Here is a 15,376-nt window from a genome sequence, read left to right as displayed (position 1 = left end):
AAAATGGAAAAATTTCTTTAGACAGTTTAGGAGAAAAATCTTTTGAAGCAAAATATCTTTCTGATAATCCAAATGAAAAAGAAATCGACCATATAAATATAAAAGTTTATGTAAAAGAAATAAACGAACCTGAAAAAATAAAAGAAAAAAGGGGGGATTACGGATATTTTTCCATAATAAGTCAAAATAAAAAAGTAGAAGAGATAAACAAGGAAGAAAAAAATATAGTTTTAAAGGAAATTGTCCTAAAAATAAATTCTAAAAAATTTCTTGTTGATGGACAGGAAAAGTTAAATGACACTCCACCGATAATATTAAACAATAGAACCATGGTACCTATAAGATTTATAGGAGAAAGCCTTGGAGCAAAAATTGAATGGGATGAAAAAAATTCGCTTGTAAGGATAAAAGAACAAAAGAAAAAAGTAACAATAGAAATAAAAATAGGAGAAAACCTTGCAAGGGTAAATGGAAAAGAAGTTAAATTAACAAATCCGATTTTTATAAAAAATAATAGGGCTTATGGACTTCTAAGATTTATAGGAGAAAGTCTTGGGGCAAAAGTTGAATGGTTTAAAGATGATCAAAAAATAGTAATTACAAAATAAAAAAATGTGCTTCAATAATTAATTATTGGAGCATTTTTTATTATTGAATTTTTAAATGTAAACAAAAAAATTTCTATTTGATATAATGTAAAAATAGGAAATTAAAAGTTTAGATTTATTTTAGGAGAAGTTATGTTAATAAAAAATATTAAAGCACTTGATGTGAGAAATGGAAAAATTTTAGAAAAAGTAGATATCTATATTAAAGACAATTTAATAGAAAAGATTGGACAAAATTTAGATATTGAAGATGAAAAAATAATCGATGGGTCTGATAAATTGGCGGTACCGGCTTTTATAAATTCTCACACCCATCTTGGAATGAGTTTACTTAGAAATTATGCAGACGATTATAAATTAAAAGAATGGCTTGAAGATAAAATTTGGCCTATTGAAGCTAAATTAACTCCAGATGACATTTATATAGGAACCCTTCTTTCTATGGTTGAAATGATTAAATCAGGAACTGCAACTTTTTGCGACATGTATTATGAAATGGATAGAGTTGCGGAGGCCACAGAAAAAAGCGGATTGAGAGGTATGCTTACAAGAGGACTTGGAGATTTAATGGGACCGCCTTCACCTGAAGAAAGATTTGCAGACATGAGAAATTTATATAAAAATTATGACGGCAAGGCTAATGGAAGAATTAAGATTTTCCCAGGTCCTCATGCAATTTACACTTCAACGGATAAATTTTTAAAGGACACAATTTCTATTGTAAAGGAATGTGGAAATAGGGTTCACATACATCTTTCTGAAACGGAAGGAGAAGTTGAGGATGCTCTTCGTGACAGAAAAATGACTCCAATTGAATTTTGTGATTCTATAGGATTTTTAGATCAACCAACAATTGCCGCTCACTGTACTCATATAACCGATAAAGAGATTGATTTAGTAAAAGATAAAGAATTTTACCCGGTTTACAATCCTACAAGTAATTTAAAACTTGCAAGCGGATTTACTCCTGTTAAAAAAATGCTTGATAAGGGGATTAAAGTTTGCTTAGGCACTGACGGAGATTCTTCAAACAATAATTTAAACATGGTTGAAGAAATTCACATTGCAAGCATTGTAAACAAGGCTGTTGAAAAAGATGCAACGGCAGTAAAGGCTATTGAAGTTTTGAAAATGGCAACTATAAATGCTGCTGAAGCTTTTGGAATTAATTCAGGAGAAATTAAAGAAGGAAAACTTGCTGACATAACACTTTTTAATTTAAATTCAATAAATTTCACGCCAAAAAATAATTTAATCAGTGCTTTATGTTATTCAGCTTCCTCTGAAGATGTTGACACTTTAATTGTTGATGGAAAACTTTTAATGGAAAATAGAAAACTTTTAACTTTAGATGAAAAAGAAATTATAAAAAAAGCCCAAGAAGCAATGGACTCTATATTACAAAGGTAGGAAAAGTATGGATAAAAAAATTGTATATTCTGGAATCCAACCTTCCGGAAAGTTGACACTTGGAAATTATTTAGGAGCTTTGTCAAATTTTTCAGAGCTGCAAGAAGAATATAATTGCCTTTACTGTATTGTTGATATGCATTCAATTACAATTCCCCAAGTTCCCCAAGAACTTAGAAAGGCAAGTCTCGATGTTTTAAGCTTGTATTTAGCTGCAGGCCTTGATCCAAAAAAATCTATTATTTATATTCAATCCCATGTTCATCAACATGTGGAATTGGGATGGCTTTTAAATACTATAACAAGTCTTGGACAACTGGAAAGAATGACTCAATTTAAAGATAAATCTAAAAAAGTAAAAGAAGTGGACGCCGGACTTTTAAATTATCCCGTTTTAATGGCTGCTGATATTTTACTTTATCAAACATCCTATGTTCCCGTAGGAGAAGATCAAAGACAACATCTTGAACTTACAAGAGATTTAGCTCAACGATTTAATTCGAGATATTCTGAAACTTTTACAATTCCTGAAATTTTAACTCCAAAATTAGGAGCAAAAATAATGTCTTTGCAGGATCCAAGTTCAAAGATGAGTAAGTCGGATAAAGATGAAAATGCTTCAATTTTTATTATTGAAGACGAAAAAGCAACTGCAAATAAAATAAAAAGAGCAGTTACTGATTCTGTTGGAATTATTAATTACAGTGATGAGCAACCGGGAATAAAAAATTTGATTAATATTTATTCCTCTCTAAGCTCTCTTAGCCCTCAGGAGATAGTTAAAAAATATGAGGGTGTTGGATATGGAGTATTTAAAGAAGAGCTGGCACAGGTGGTTGTGGACGGTCTAAGGCCCATTAGAAATAAATACGAAGAATATAGAAAAGACAAAGATTATCTTGAAAGGGTTTATAGGGACGGAGACGAAAGAGCTTCTTACTTGGCAGAAAAAACTGTAAGAAAAGTATTTAAAAAAATGGGATTTATTCCTAAGTAGAGGTGAATATGGAAGGATTAAGAAAAAGATCTGAAGTTCCTGAAAATGAAAAATGGGACTTAAGCAGACTTTATAAAAACACTGACGATTATAAAAAAGATTTACAAAAAGCAATGGAAATTTCAGAAGAAATTGTAAATTTTAAAAAAGTTGAAAATAAAGATGACTTATATAAACTTTTAAAACTTTATGAAAAATATAAGGAAAAGGAATCTCTTCTTGCAAATTATGTATCCCTTATGCTTTCAGTAGACCTTACTGATGAAGATGCAAAAATATTAAATTCAAAATTTAATATGGAATATCCTAAAATGGCACAAGCAAATAGTATTGTAAGTGATATTTTAATTTCTTTAGACGAAAAAATAATAGAAGACTATAAGAAAAATTATAAAGAACTTCACAGCTTTATTGAAAAAATCTTAAGAAAGAAACCTCACATTTTAGATAAAGATAAGGAGCTTCTCCTTTCAAAATTTTCCTATACTTTAGATTCTCCCATAAGAATCTATGATACTTCAAAAATGGAAGATATGACCTTTGAAGATTTTGAAGTGGATGGAAAAGTTTATAAAAACTCTTTTGTTCTCTACGAAAATTATTACCAATATCACAGAGACACTGAAGTTAGGCGTAAAGCCTTTCAATCTTTCAGTAGAGGTCTTGAAAAATATAAAAATACCTTTGCAGCCATTTATGATAATTATTTAAACATTGAAAAAACTCAAGCAAGTTTAAGAGGTTTTGATTCTCTTATTGATTATCATCTTTTCAGTCAAGATGTTACAAGAGAAATGTACAACAGACAAATAGATTTAATAATGAAATATTTGGCACCTCACATGAGACATTATGCAAGACTTATTAAAAAGTTTTATAATTTGGACCAAATAAGATTTTCAGATTTAAAACTTCCAATTGATGCTGATTACAACAAAAAAATAAATATTGAAGATTCAAAAAAATATGTAGAAAAAGTCCTTTCAGTAATGGGCGAAGATTATTTGAAAATTGCCATGAGTTCTTATAAGGACAGGTGGACAGATTTTGCAAGTAACATTGGAAAATCAACGGGTGGTTTTTGTGCATCACCCTATAAGAGAGGCTCCTATATTTTATTATCTTGGACAGGGGAATTTAGTGAACTTTTCACTCTTGTTCATGAAATCGGACATGGTTGCCATTTCCACTATGCTCAAGAAGAAAATTCAGTTCTTGAAGAAGAACCTTCTTTATATTTTATTGAAGCACCTTCAACTTGTAATGAAGTGTTACTTGTAAAAGGTCTTTTAAAAGATGAAAAAGATAAAAGATTCATAAGATATATTTTATCTTATTTAATTGGCAACACATATTTCCACAACTTTGTAACTCACTTGTTGGAAGCTGCTTATCAAAGGGAAGTTTACTACCTTGTAGATAAGGGTCAACCTATAACTGAAAATATTCTTTCTAAAATAAAACTTGATGTTCTTAAAAAATTCTGGGGCGATGAAGTTATTATGGATGAGGGAGCTGAACTTACTTGGATGAGACAACCTCACTATTTTATGGGACTTTATTCCTACACTTACTCAGCAGGTCTTACAATCTCTACAAATATTGCCAATAGAATTTATGAAGAGGGACAAAGTGCAGTTAATGATTGGAAAAAAGCTTTAAAAAGTGGAGGTAGAAAAACTCCAGTTGAACTGGCTAAGTTAGGAGGAATTGACATAACAAAAGATCAACCTCTTATGAACACAATAGATTATATTGGAAGCATTATAGATAAGATAGACAGTCTTATTGATTGACAAAAAAATTTTATTAATATAAGATTAAAAATATTAAATTTGCAATAAAAAAGAGGAGTAGCAAAAAATTTTTATTTAGAGAAAAGTCGTTTGGTGAAAGACTTTAAAAATTTTTGTGAAGGTTGCTTTTTTGCACCTTTTAGGCGAATGATCCCGTTAGAGATTTTAAAGAGCCTCAAATTTGAGGAATTAAGGTGGTACCGCGTCTCTCGTCCTTATTTGGATGAGAGGCTTTTTTTATGAGGAGGAAAAATGAAAGAACTTTCTAAAACTTATGAACCTAAAAGTTTTGAAGAAAAACTTTATAAATTTTGGATGGATGGAAAATATTTCACACCGGAAATAGACGAAAATAAAAAACCCTTTACAATAGTTATGCCGCCGCCAAATGTAACAGGAAACTTACACATAGGTCACGCTTTAAACAACACTATACAAGATATTTTAATTCGTACAAAACGTATGGAAGGATATTCAACTCTTTGGGTTCCAGGCACTGATCACGCATCAATTTCAACAGAAGCAAAAGTTGTTGAAAAAATAAAAAGTGAAGGAAAAACTAAAGAGGGAATTGGAAGAGAAAAATTTTTAGAAGAAGCCTGGGAATGGACCTATAAATATGGCGGAAATATAAAAAATCAATTAAAAAAATTGGGAGTTTCTTGCGACTGGACAAGGGATAGTTTCACTCTTGACGAACATCTTTCAAAGGCAGTTGAAGAAGTTTTCATAAGACTTTATGAAAAAGGACTTATTTATAGGGGAGATAGAATTATAAATTGGTGTCCTCATTGCAAAACTGCTATTTCAGATACTGAAGTTGAACATGAGGAACAAAATGGTCACATTTGGTATTTTAAATACCCTTTTGAAGACGGAAGCGGTCAAATTGAAATAGCAACAACAAGACCTGAAACAATTCCAGGAGACTTAGCAGTTGCAGTAAATCCTAATGATGAAAGATATAAGGATAAAATTGGCAAATATGTTTTAATTCCTGTAATGGATAATTTGAGAATACCTGTAATAGCAGATGAATATGTAGAAATGGATTTTGGTTCAGGAGTTGTAAAAATTACCCCATCCCATGACCCTAATGATTTTGAAGTTGGAGAAAGACATGGACTGGGACAAAAGAGAGTTTTTACTGACGATGGAATTTTAAATTCTCTTGCAGGAAAATATGAAGGCTTAGATACAAAAGAAGCAAGAAAAAAAATAATTGAAGATTTTAAGGAATTGGGATACTTTGGCCATGTGGAAGATTATTCACACCAAGTTGGAGTTTGCGAAAGATGCAAAACCACAATTGAACCTTTAATTTCAAAACAATGGTTTGTTAAAATGGAACCTCTTGCAAAACCAGCTCTTGAAGCTTATAGAGAAGGGAAGATTGATTTCATTCCAGAAAGATTTGCAAAAATTTATGTAAATTGGCTTGAAAATATTAGAGATTGGTGTATTTCACGTCAACTTTGGTGGGGACATAGACTTCCTGTTTATTATGTAGAAGAAACGGGAGAAACCATTGTTTCAAGAAATGATCCAAGTAAAGATGAAAAGTATAAGGGTCTTACAATAAAACAGGATCCAGACACTCTTGATACTTGGTTTTCATCAGCTCTTTGGCCTTTTTCGACCTTAGGTTGGCCTGATAAAACAAAAGACCTTGAATATTTCTTCCCAACAGATGTCCTTGTTACTGCACCTGATATTATTTTCTTCTGGGTATCAAGAATGATATTTTCATCCCTTGAACAAATGGGGCAAGTTCCCTTTAAAACAGTTTTTTTTAATGGACTTGTAAGAGATTCTCAAGGAAGAAAAATGTCCAAGACTTTAGGAAATGGAATTGATCCTCTTGAAATTATTGAAAATTATGGAGCAGACGCTTTAAGGTTTATGCTTGTAACAGGAAACTCTCCAGGAAATGACATGAGATTTTATCAAGAAAGAGTTGAATCGGCAAGAAATTTTGCAAATAAACTTTGGAATGCATCAAGATTTGTAATAATGAATCTTGATGAAGATGAAAAACTTGAAAAAATAGAAATAGAATCGCTTGAAAACGAAGATAAATGGATTATATCAACTCTTCAAGATGCAATAAAAAGTGTTAGAGAAAAGATAGATAAATATGATATAGGTCTTGCTGCAACAGATGTATATAATTTTATTTGGGAAAATTTCTGCGACTGGTATATAGAAATGGTAAAGCCAAGACTTTATGGACAAGATGAAGAATCTAAAAAAGTTGCAAAAAATGTTCTTCTCTATGTTTTAACTGACATTTTAAAACTTCTTCATCCCTTCATGCCTTTTATAACGGAAGAAATTTACGGACATATTCCTCATGAAAAAGAAGCTTTAATAATTGAAACTTTCCCTGAATTTAATGAACAATTAAAATTTATGGAAGAAAGGGAAGTTGAATACATTAAAGAAGCTATAAAGGCAATAAGAAATAGAAGAGCTGAAATGAATATAGCAAATTCAAAAAAATCAAAGATTCTTGTAAAGACTTCTGATCCGCAAATAAAGAAAATATTTATGGAAAATAAAAATCAAATTATAAATTTAGCTTCTGCCAGTGCCATTGAAATGGCTGAAGAAAAAATTGAAGATGATTTTATTTCCATAGTTTTGGACAGATCTGAACTTCTTTTACCTTTAAGTGAATTAATTGATTATAAAGAAGAATTTGAAAGATTAAAAAAAGACAGAGAAAAAACAATATCCGAAATTGAAAGAGCAGACAAAAAATTAAACAATAAGGGCTTTGTAGACAAGGCACCTAAAAAAGTTGTAGATGAAGAAAAAGAAAAACTGGCAAAATATAAAGATATGCTCCTTCAAATAGAAGCAAGGTTAAAAGACGTAGAAGTAAAAATTAAATGAAAAATATATTATTAATAGCAACAGGAGGCACAATAGCCTCCGTTCATACAGATATGGGTTTAAGCCCCTCAACTCAAGCAGATGAACTTTTAAAATTTGTTCCTGAAGTAAAAGAATTTGCTAATGTAAAAGTAAAACAAGTATTAAATATAGATTCAACAAATATAGAACCAGAGCATTGGATAAAGATAAGCGAAGTTATAAAAGAAAATTATGATTATGACGGCTTTGTTATAACTCACGGAACAGATACTATGGCATTTACAGCAGCAGCTCTTTCCTATTTAATACAAAATAGCGAAAAGCCCATTATTTTAACGGGAGCACAAAAACCCATAAGTGAAAGAATAACTGATGGGATAAAAAATTTAAAAGATGCCATAAGATTTGCCTCTGAGGACAATGTAAGAGGTGTTTATATAGTTTTTGACGGAAAAGCTATAGTTGGAACGAGAGCAAAAAAATTAAGAAGCAAATCTTTTTCAGCCTTTGATTCCATAAACTATCCCAATGCGGCATTTATTGACGGAAATAAAATTTATCGCTACGTTGATGAAGAAGTAAATAAAGAAGAAGTAAAATTTTATGATAAATTAAATCCTAAAGTTTTTAATTTAAAATTAACTCCGGGAATGGAGCCAGACATTTTAAATTATATTTTTAAATTTTATGACGGAGTCATACTTGAAACTTACGGGGTAGGAGGAATACCCTTTGAATCAAGAAGGAACTTTTTAAAAGAATTAAACAAGCATAAAGATAAAATAGTAGTAATAGCAACTCAAGTTATGCTTGAAGGCTCAGATGCCATGACCTATGAAGTAGGTTATAGATTTTTAAAAAGTCAAAAGGTAATAGAAGCTTATGATATGACCGTTGAAGCCTGTTTAGTAAAATTAATGTGGATACTTGCCATTACAAAAGATTATGATGAGGTAAGAAAATTATTTTATAAAAAAATAAACAAGGATATTTTAAGAGGTGAAGATTGAAAATATATTTAACAAGACACTCAGAAACACAGTGGAATGTTAAAAAAATAAACCAAGGAATTTTAGACTCCCAGTTAACGGAAGACGGAATAAAAATGGCAAAAGATTTGAGCCTTATAAAAAGTAATTTCAACAAAGTTTTTTCTTCAGATCTTCAAAGAGCAATTACAAGTGCAAAAATAATAGCTCCGGAAAGTGAAATTATAAGAACAAAACTCTTAAGAGAAATAGATGTAGGGTCCTGGAGCGGGAAAAATTTAGAAAGAATAAAAATTGAAGATAAGGATTTATATGAAAAGTATTTTTATAATCCGGGACAATACCAAAGAAAAGATGGAGAATCTCTTTGGGATTTAATGGAAAGAGTTAAAAATTTTTTTGAAGAGTTTATAATAGGAAAATCTTATGAAGATGTTCTTATAGTTACTCATGGAGTTACCCTTTGCGGAATTTTAAATTACATTGAAGGAATAGATGTAAATAATTTTTGGGACAACAGAGTGAGGAGAAACGCAAGCTACAATATTATAGATTACAAAAATGGAGAATTTAATATAATAAAAAAAGCCCCTAAAAATAATAGGAGCACAATTTAAAATCAGTCGTAGTCGTAACCGTCTACGGCTAATTTTTTTGTAAATAAGAAGTTATTAAAAACAAAAGTCATAGTATCGTCTTTAAAACGCAAAGTTTTATTAACATATATATCCAAACCATCTTCCTTATAAAGATTGTAAGTTCCAACATCAGGCACACCGATTTTAACTTCAGGATCAACTATTCCATGAACACCACAGCAACCAGTAAGCCCCATATCTACAGTTAGGGCTTTAATATTTTTTTCTTCAATATATTTTCTTGTACCCTTATTAAAAATTATTTTCATATTATCACCACATTTATTATAACATTATTTTAAAAGACTTAGGCCTAAATATTTTTTAGGTAAAAATGAAAATATAAGTTACAATTATAAAAGGGAATTCTTAATATTAGTTTTTTATTTTTTAAGGGTAAAACTTATATATAAGAAAAAATTTAATAAAAATTATTTTAATTTATAAAATAAAGGGAGAAATTTTAATGGAAAAATTTAAAGAAAATGAAAATTCACATATTAAGCATGTAATAGGAATTGTAAGTGGAAAAGGTGGTGTTGGGAAAAGTTTTGTAACAACGGCTATAGCTTCTGAACTGACAAGACAAGGAAAAAAAGTTGCAATTCTTGATGCGGATATAACAGGTCCTTCAATTCCTAAAGGATTTGGAATTAAAGATAAGGTTTTTTCCAACGGAAGTGAAATAATGCCGAAAGTAACCGATGCAGGAATAAAAATTATTTCAGTAAATTTAATTTTAGGCGATCCTACCCAACCTGTTTTGTGGAGAGGCCCCATAATAGGTCAAGGAATACAACAATTTTTTAAAGATGTCCGCTGGGGAGAAATAGATTATATGTTAGTTGATATGCCTCCTGGAACTGGAGATATAGCCCTTACAATTTATCAGTCTCTTCCTATTGACGGGGTAGTAATAGTTTCAACACCTCAAAGTCTTGTGGAAATGATAGTTGAAAAATCTATTAATATGTCAAAACTTATGGGAATAAAGGTTCTTTCTCTTGTAGAAAATATGAGCTATTTTAAGTGCGATCAATGTGGAAAAACTCATTATATTTTCGGAGAAAGTAAAGTTGAGGAGTTGGCAAAAAAATATAAAATTCCATGTTTTTCAAAATTACCTATGGACCAAACTTTTAGGGAAAATATAGATGCAGGCTATGGGGACGAAATTTATGTTGAAGAAATAAAAAATACTGTTGAGGAGATAAAAAAACTTGAAAACTAAAGTTGTAATAATCGGCGGCGGACCTGCAGGTTTAAGTGCTTCTTTATATTTATCAAGAGCTGGAATTCACCACATAGTTTTAGAAAAAGGAGAATTCGGCGGAAATATTTTAGAAGCTATAAATATAAGGAATTATCCTGGAATAAAAGAAATCTCTGGAAGAAAATTTATAGAAAACTTAAGAGCCCAATTAAACGAATTTAATATAGATTTTATAAGGACAACAGTAAAAGAAATTAAGAAAAAAGATAGGTCCTTTATTATAAGCACAAAAAGACAAGGGGACATTGAAAGTGAAAAAATAATTATAGCAACGGGAAGTAGACCAGTTGAAGGAGATATTTTCATTCATAATTATGTAAATACATCTTTTTGTGCTCTTTGTGACGGAAACAATTTCAAGGGCAAAGATATTTCGGTTATAGGAGCAGGTAATAATGGAGTTGATTCTGCAATATATCTTTCAAACATTGTAAATTCTGTAAAAGTTTTTACAGATAAGGATAAGGCTGATGCAGATATTTATTCTTATGAAAAAGCAAAATCTATAAAAAATATAGAATTTTATTTTAATTATAGAGCAAGAGATATTTATGAAGACCGGATAGAGTTTGATACTGATAAGGGAAAAGAAATTGTAAAAACTCACGGAGTTTTTATCTACACAGGCTTTAAACCCAACACAGAAATTTTTAAAGGACTCATAGACATGGAAGATGGTTATATTCTTGTAGATAACAATGAAATGACAAATGTAGAAGGGATATATGCGGCAGGGGATTGCACAAGACATTCCAAGGGTCAACTTATCACATCTATATCTCAAGGAGCATCTGCTGCAATTTCAGTAGGAAAGGTGTTTAGAAAATGTATAAATTAATTTCCTCTATGGGAAAAGTTTATCTATACAAGGATAAAAAACTTATAAGAGAAGAAGAAGGCTCTTTTTGGAAAATAAACGAAGAAAATTATATTTCTGAAAATAAATCTAAAAATAGGGCTTTTAAAAATACAATCTTAGATTTCAGCCACAATTATTTTTTAGTTGATGAAAATGTAAGCAAAGTTTATGAGGAAAATGAAGAAGAAGCTTTTTATATAGATAAAAATATTTTAGCCTTAGACAAAATTTGCACAAATATCTATGCAGACCAGGGGGATTTAAGATTCAAAGACGGGAATCTCTTAATTGTTAAAAAAGATGAAATATACATTTTAGACGAAAAAAAAGAGAAGGTATATTCTTTAAAAGCTCAAGATTTAAAAGTTGATTCTTTTAAAAAAGCTCACTTTATACAAAGGGGAAATTTTGGAGAATCCCATCTTTTAATAGTTGCAGAAAAAAATTTAAGCCTAGTTTTAGAAGTTTCACCTATTACAAAAGAGATTTTGATGGAAATCAATTATAAAAATGCCAATTTAATTGGCGATATAAATGATTTTTTATTCAAAAATTGCAAAAGAGCTGATGCAAAAAGAATAGGTTCAGATACTTTTTTAGTTTTAAATGATTTCGGTCTTATTTATAAATTTAATAAAGATAAACATTTAACTGATTTTTTATTTTTAAAAGATCCAATTGATTATTGCTATTTTTCAGAAAAAGAAATAAATTTAGATTTTGGAAAACCTGTTTGGCAATATTTAAAGTTATATGGAAATTTGCAAGAAAAACAGGCGGCAGGAAAGGCAAAAAAAATAAATGACAGCGGATCCACAATCTTAAATTACAAAAATTTTTATTCCCATAAAAAAGATTGTATTATAATATTTGGCTCTCAAAACTGCATCCATTGTGAGGGAGCTCTTGAAATTATTAAAGATGCCCACAAGGAAATGAATTTTGTAAGTTATTATATGGACCTTACAAATGAAAGTTTAATAAGGGAAAAATTTAAAATTCGAGCTTATCCCACAAGTATTATTTTTAAAGGTGGAAAAGAATTTAAAAGGTTTACGGGAAAAATTAATTATGACGATTTGTTGGATGCTTTGGAGGAAGTATGATAAAAAAGGTTGCTTTTTTTGATTTTGACAAGACTATAACAGATAGGGACAGTATTTTTGTCCTATTTAAAAAATTTAAAAATAGATTTGGTATAAAAATAATTCCTCTTTATTTTAAATTGTTTTATAGGGCTTTAGGTTCTTTATTTGGAAGGGATTATGAAAATTTAAAAAATGAAATTGCAAAAATTTTTAAATTTTTAGACGAAAAAGACTTGGAGAAATTTGTAAAAGAAGATTTGAGCAAACTCTATTATAAAGATGCTTTAAAAAAATTAGATGAGCTTAGAGATGATTATTATATAATGTTGGTTTCTGCATCTTTTGAAAAATATATGAAATATGCAGCAAAAGAACTTAAGGTTGATTATTTAATAGGAACAGGTCTTGATGAAAATTTCAATATTATAGGCGGAAACAACAAGGGGAAAAATAAAGTAAAAAAAATTAAAAAACATTTAGAAGAAAAAGATTTTCAAATAGATTATGAAAATTCTTTGGGATTTTCAGATTCATATAAAGATGACAGATATATGCTTGAACTGGTAAAAAACAGATATTTAATAAATTCCAAAGTAAAAAAAGAAGGATATAAAAATTTGGAGTGGAGTTAAATGAGAATTGTCCATGTTGACATTGATGCCTTTTTTGCTTCCGTTGAAGAAATTGATAACCCAGACTTAGAAGGAAAACCTGTGGTTGTGGGAGGAAGAAGCCAAAGAGGAGTTATAACAACTGCAAATTATGAAGCAAGAGAATATGGACTTCATTCAGCTATGCCTATTTTTATGGCAAAAAATCTCTGCCCCAACGTAATTATCGTTCCAGGAAGAATGAATAGATATAAGGAGATGAGCGAAAGAGTTTTTTCCATTCTCAGAAGCCATACGAGCCTCGTAGAGAAAGTTTCTATAGATGAGGCATACCTTGATATAACAAATTTAAAATTGGACAAAATAAAGTTCTGTTACGACTTAAAATTGGAAATAAAAAATAAAACAGGACTTAACATTTCCTGTGGACTTTCTTACAATAAATTTTTGGCAAAACTTGGAAGTGAGTGGAATAAGCCTGACGGATTTAAATATATTTCAGAAAAAATGGTGCCGGAAATTTTAATTCCCCTTGATATCAGTAAAGTTCACGGAATAGGCAAAAAAAGTGAAAATAAATTAAGAGCAATAGGAATAAATACGGTAAAAGATCTCTACACTTTAAGCGAAGAATTTTTAGTGGAAATGTTTGGAAGGTTCGGGCATGAATTATTTTACCGAATAAGGGGAATAGACAAGAGAAAAGTTGAGCCTATTAGGGACAGAAAATCCATGGGAGTTGAGAGAACTTTTATAAGCACATCAGATGAAGAACAAATCAGAGATTATATTAATAAATTTTCAGAAGAACTTTCTCAAGATTTTATAAAATATAACTTAGGGGCAAATACTCTTACTTTAAAACTAAAAACAGAAGATTTTAAAGTTCACACAATGAGCAAAACATTTTTAACCTTAGTTTTTAAAAAAGAAGAGATTGAAAAAATAGCCCTTGATTTATATGAAAACATAAAACCTGATAAAAAAATAAGACTTCTGGGAATTTCAGGTTCAAATTTAATAGACTTAAACACAAGACAACTTAACTTTTTAGGAGGACTTTAATTTGGAAAGAGAAAAAGAAGAAAAAGAATCACAATATTTAAAAGGACCCTTTATTGAAAATAACAATATTTCCTTTGTAAAAAAAGAAAAAGACGGACTAATAATTAAAATGGAGGGTCAAGACAAACACATAAACGGATATGGAATATTTCATGGAGGAGTATTTTTTATGTTAGCAGACACAGCAGCTGGTCTTTTACTTGCAAGCGATGGAAAAGAATCCGTAACCTTACAAGGATCCATGAATTTTGTAAATAATGTCAAAGGTGGAACAGTTTACGCTCATTCAAAATATGTAAGCAGTGGAATGAAAAATAACATTATTGAAGTAGAAATATTAGACGAAAACAAAAAACTTTTAGCCCTGGGGACTTTTAATTTTTACAGAGTAAATATAGAAGCCATAAAAAGAAAATTTGGTGTAAAAGAAAAAGAGTGTCAATAAAGACACTCTTTTTTTAATATTTTATTAAAGACTCTACAGGATAGTCTTTTAAATTTTCACGACCATTTAAACCTTCACTTATAAGCTCAACTAAAAATAAAAGTCCTTGAATTTTGCCACCAAGTTTTTCCACCATTTGAGCAGTTGCCTTGGAAGTTCCACCGGTAGCCAAAAGATCATCAATTATAACAACATTTTCGCCCTTTTTAATGGAATCCAAATGCATTTCAACCTTATCTTTTCCGTACTCAAGTTCATATTCAGCACTAACTTTTTCCCTAGGAAGTTTTCCGGGCTTTCTTACAGGAACAAAACCTGCACCTATTTTATAAGCAACAGCAGTACCGAAAATAAAACCCCTTGCTTCTATACCAACTATTTTGTCAACTTTTTTATCTTTTAATTTTTCAGACAATTGATCTATAGACGCCTTAAAAGCATCCCTGTCCATTAAAAGTGTAGTAATATCTCTAAAAATTATTCCTTCTTTAGGATAGTCCTTAATGGCACATATTTTATTTGATAAATCCATAACTACCTCCCTATAAAAGTATAACACAGGAAATAAAAGTTGATAATTATAAATTTTTTGAAAAAAAGAAAAGTCAAAATAATTATTTACAGTTACTTGTAAGAGGGCGTGAAAGTTTTAGAGAATATCATATTAATCATGGTTTAGTTTAAATACATTTAAAAATTTAATTAAAAATAAAAAAA

The 15,376-nt window shown here is 29.9% G+C and carries 15 protein-coding genes and 1 other annotated feature; of the genes, 13 read left to right on the top strand and 2 right to left on the bottom strand.

What is annotated here, in order from left to right:
• The 7 genes from HMPREF1253_RS09515 to HMPREF1253_RS00100 all read left to right on the top strand — a co-directional run.
• Positions 1-608 (top strand): copper amine oxidase N-terminal domain-containing protein (locus HMPREF1253_RS09515; RefSeq protein WP_023054735.1); only part of this gene is annotated, 608 nt, incomplete at its 5' end.
• 132 nt (positions 609-740) lie between these two features.
• Complete coding sequence (locus HMPREF1253_RS00125; protein WP_023054725.1) at positions 741-2,018, top strand: amidohydrolase; 1,278 nt, start codon at positions 741-743, stop codon at positions 2,016-2,018.
• Positions 2,019-2,025: 7 nt separating this feature from the next.
• Entirely contained in the window at positions 2,026-3,015 is a 990-nt protein-coding gene (trpS, locus tag HMPREF1253_RS00120) for a tryptophan--tRNA ligase (RefSeq protein WP_023054732.1), read from the top strand.
• An 8-nt stretch (positions 3,016-3,023) separates the two neighbouring features.
• Complete coding sequence (gene pepF / locus HMPREF1253_RS00115) at positions 3,024-4,811, top strand: oligoendopeptidase F (protein WP_023054727.1); 1,788 nt, start codon at positions 3,024-3,026, stop codon at positions 4,809-4,811.
• Positions 4,812-4,846: 35 nt separating this feature from the next.
• Positions 4,847-5,031: a binding site (T-box leader), on the top strand.
• A gap of 32 nt (positions 5,032-5,063) precedes the next feature.
• A complete protein-coding gene (locus HMPREF1253_RS00110; protein ID WP_023054726.1) occupies positions 5,064-7,709 on the top strand; it encodes a valine--tRNA ligase in 2,646 nt (881 codons plus the stop codon).
• Positions 7,706-8,701, top strand: coding sequence for an asparaginase (locus tag HMPREF1253_RS00105; protein ID WP_023054737.1), 996 nt, complete (start codon positions 7,706-7,708; stop codon positions 8,699-8,701). The genes HMPREF1253_RS00110 and HMPREF1253_RS00105 overlap by 4 nt, the downstream gene beginning before the upstream one ends.
• Positions 8,698-9,297, top strand: coding sequence for a histidine phosphatase family protein (locus HMPREF1253_RS00100; protein WP_023054734.1), 600 nt, complete (start codon positions 8,698-8,700; stop codon positions 9,295-9,297). The genes HMPREF1253_RS00105 and HMPREF1253_RS00100 overlap by 4 nt, the downstream gene beginning before the upstream one ends.
• A gap of 2 nt (positions 9,298-9,299) precedes the next feature.
• Here the strand turns inward: HMPREF1253_RS00100 and HMPREF1253_RS00095 are convergent, their stop codons facing one another.
• Positions 9,300-9,587, bottom strand: a complete 288-nt coding sequence (locus HMPREF1253_RS00095; RefSeq protein WP_023054736.1) for a CC/Se motif family (seleno)protein — start codon at positions 9,585-9,587, stop codon at positions 9,300-9,302.
• A 197-nt stretch (positions 9,588-9,784) separates the two neighbouring features.
• On the opposite strand from HMPREF1253_RS00095, the gene HMPREF1253_RS00090 reads away from it, so the two are divergent.
• From HMPREF1253_RS00090 to HMPREF1253_RS00065, 6 genes are read left to right on the top strand one after another with little or no spacing between them, the layout of a single operon-like run.
• Positions 9,785-10,549 carry an Mrp/NBP35 family ATP-binding protein gene (locus tag HMPREF1253_RS00090; protein ID WP_023054733.1) on the top strand — a complete coding sequence of 255 codons (765 nt, stop codon included), beginning with the start codon at positions 9,785-9,787 and terminating at the stop codon, positions 10,547-10,549.
• On the top strand, positions 10,539-11,429 hold the full coding sequence (locus HMPREF1253_RS00085; protein ID WP_023054729.1) for an NAD(P)/FAD-dependent oxidoreductase: 891 nt from the start codon (positions 10,539-10,541) through the stop codon (positions 11,427-11,429). The genes HMPREF1253_RS00090 and HMPREF1253_RS00085 overlap by 11 nt, the downstream gene beginning before the upstream one ends.
• The gene (locus tag HMPREF1253_RS00080; protein WP_023054731.1) at positions 11,417-12,556 is read left to right on the top strand and encodes a co-chaperone YbbN; all 1,140 of its coding nucleotides are present in this window, start codon (positions 11,417-11,419) and stop codon (positions 12,554-12,556) included. Before HMPREF1253_RS00085 ends, HMPREF1253_RS00080 begins: the two co-directional genes overlap by 13 nt.
• Entirely contained in the window at positions 12,553-13,170 is a 618-nt protein-coding gene (locus tag HMPREF1253_RS00075) for an HAD family hydrolase (protein WP_023054728.1), read from the top strand. The genes HMPREF1253_RS00080 and HMPREF1253_RS00075 overlap by 4 nt, the downstream gene beginning before the upstream one ends.
• A complete protein-coding gene (locus HMPREF1253_RS00070; RefSeq protein ID WP_023054730.1) occupies positions 13,171-14,214 on the top strand; it encodes a DNA polymerase IV in 1,044 nt (347 codons plus the stop codon).
• Position 14,215: 1 nt separating this feature from the next.
• Positions 14,216-14,659 (top strand): PaaI family thioesterase, encoded by a 444-nt coding sequence (locus tag HMPREF1253_RS00065; protein ID WP_023054738.1) that lies wholly within the window; start codon positions 14,216-14,218, stop codon positions 14,657-14,659.
• Positions 14,660-14,672: 13 nt separating this feature from the next.
• On the opposite strand, the gene HMPREF1253_RS00060 is transcribed toward HMPREF1253_RS00065, so the two are convergent.
• Positions 14,673-15,191 carry an adenine phosphoribosyltransferase gene (locus HMPREF1253_RS00060; protein WP_023054724.1) on the bottom strand — a complete coding sequence of 173 codons (519 nt, stop codon included), beginning with the start codon at positions 15,189-15,191 and terminating at the stop codon, positions 14,673-14,675.
• Positions 15,192-15,376 lie beyond the last annotated feature (185 nt).

Origin of the sequence: Peptoniphilus sp. BV3C26 (assembly GCF_000478985.1) — a bacterium.
In the GTDB taxonomy this organism is placed as follows: domain Bacteria; phylum Bacillota; class Clostridia; order Tissierellales; family Peptoniphilaceae; genus Peptoniphilus_B; species Peptoniphilus_B koenoeneniae.
The sequence above is the reverse complement of the archived record's forward strand: the minus strand, read 5'-3'. Positions and strand labels throughout refer to the sequence as shown.

Bases quoted from the DNA above. Each gene is read 5' to 3' on its own strand.
- trpS (WP_023054732.1), top strand. From the start codon at position 2,026: ATGGATAAAAAAATTGTATATTCTGGAATCCAACCTTCCGGAAAGTTG.
- HMPREF1253_RS00095 (WP_023054736.1), bottom strand. From the start codon at position 9,587: ATGAAAATAATTTTTAATAAGGGTACAAGAAAATATATTGAAGAAAAA.
- HMPREF1253_RS00110 (WP_023054726.1), top strand. From the start codon at position 5,064: ATGAAAGAACTTTCTAAAACTTATGAACCTAAAAGTTTTGAAGAAAAA.
- HMPREF1253_RS00125 (WP_023054725.1), top strand. From the start codon at position 741: ATGTTAATAAAAAATATTAAAGCACTTGATGTGAGAAATGGAAAAATT.
- HMPREF1253_RS00090 (WP_023054733.1), top strand. From the start codon at position 9,785: ATGGAAAAATTTAAAGAAAATGAAAATTCACATATTAAGCATGTAATA.
- HMPREF1253_RS00075 (WP_023054728.1), top strand. From the start codon at position 12,553: ATGATAAAAAAGGTTGCTTTTTTTGATTTTGACAAGACTATAACAGAT.
- HMPREF1253_RS00060 (WP_023054724.1), bottom strand. From the start codon at position 15,191: ATGGATTTATCAAATAAAATATGTGCCATTAAGGACTATCCTAAAGAA.
- HMPREF1253_RS00070 (WP_023054730.1), top strand. From the start codon at position 13,171: ATGAGAATTGTCCATGTTGACATTGATGCCTTTTTTGCTTCCGTTGAA.
- HMPREF1253_RS00105 (WP_023054737.1), top strand. From the start codon at position 7,706: ATGAAAAATATATTATTAATAGCAACAGGAGGCACAATAGCCTCCGTT.
- pepF (WP_023054727.1), top strand. From the start codon at position 3,024: ATGGAAGGATTAAGAAAAAGATCTGAAGTTCCTGAAAATGAAAAATGG.
- HMPREF1253_RS00080 (WP_023054731.1), top strand. From the start codon at position 11,417: ATGTATAAATTAATTTCCTCTATGGGAAAAGTTTATCTATACAAGGAT.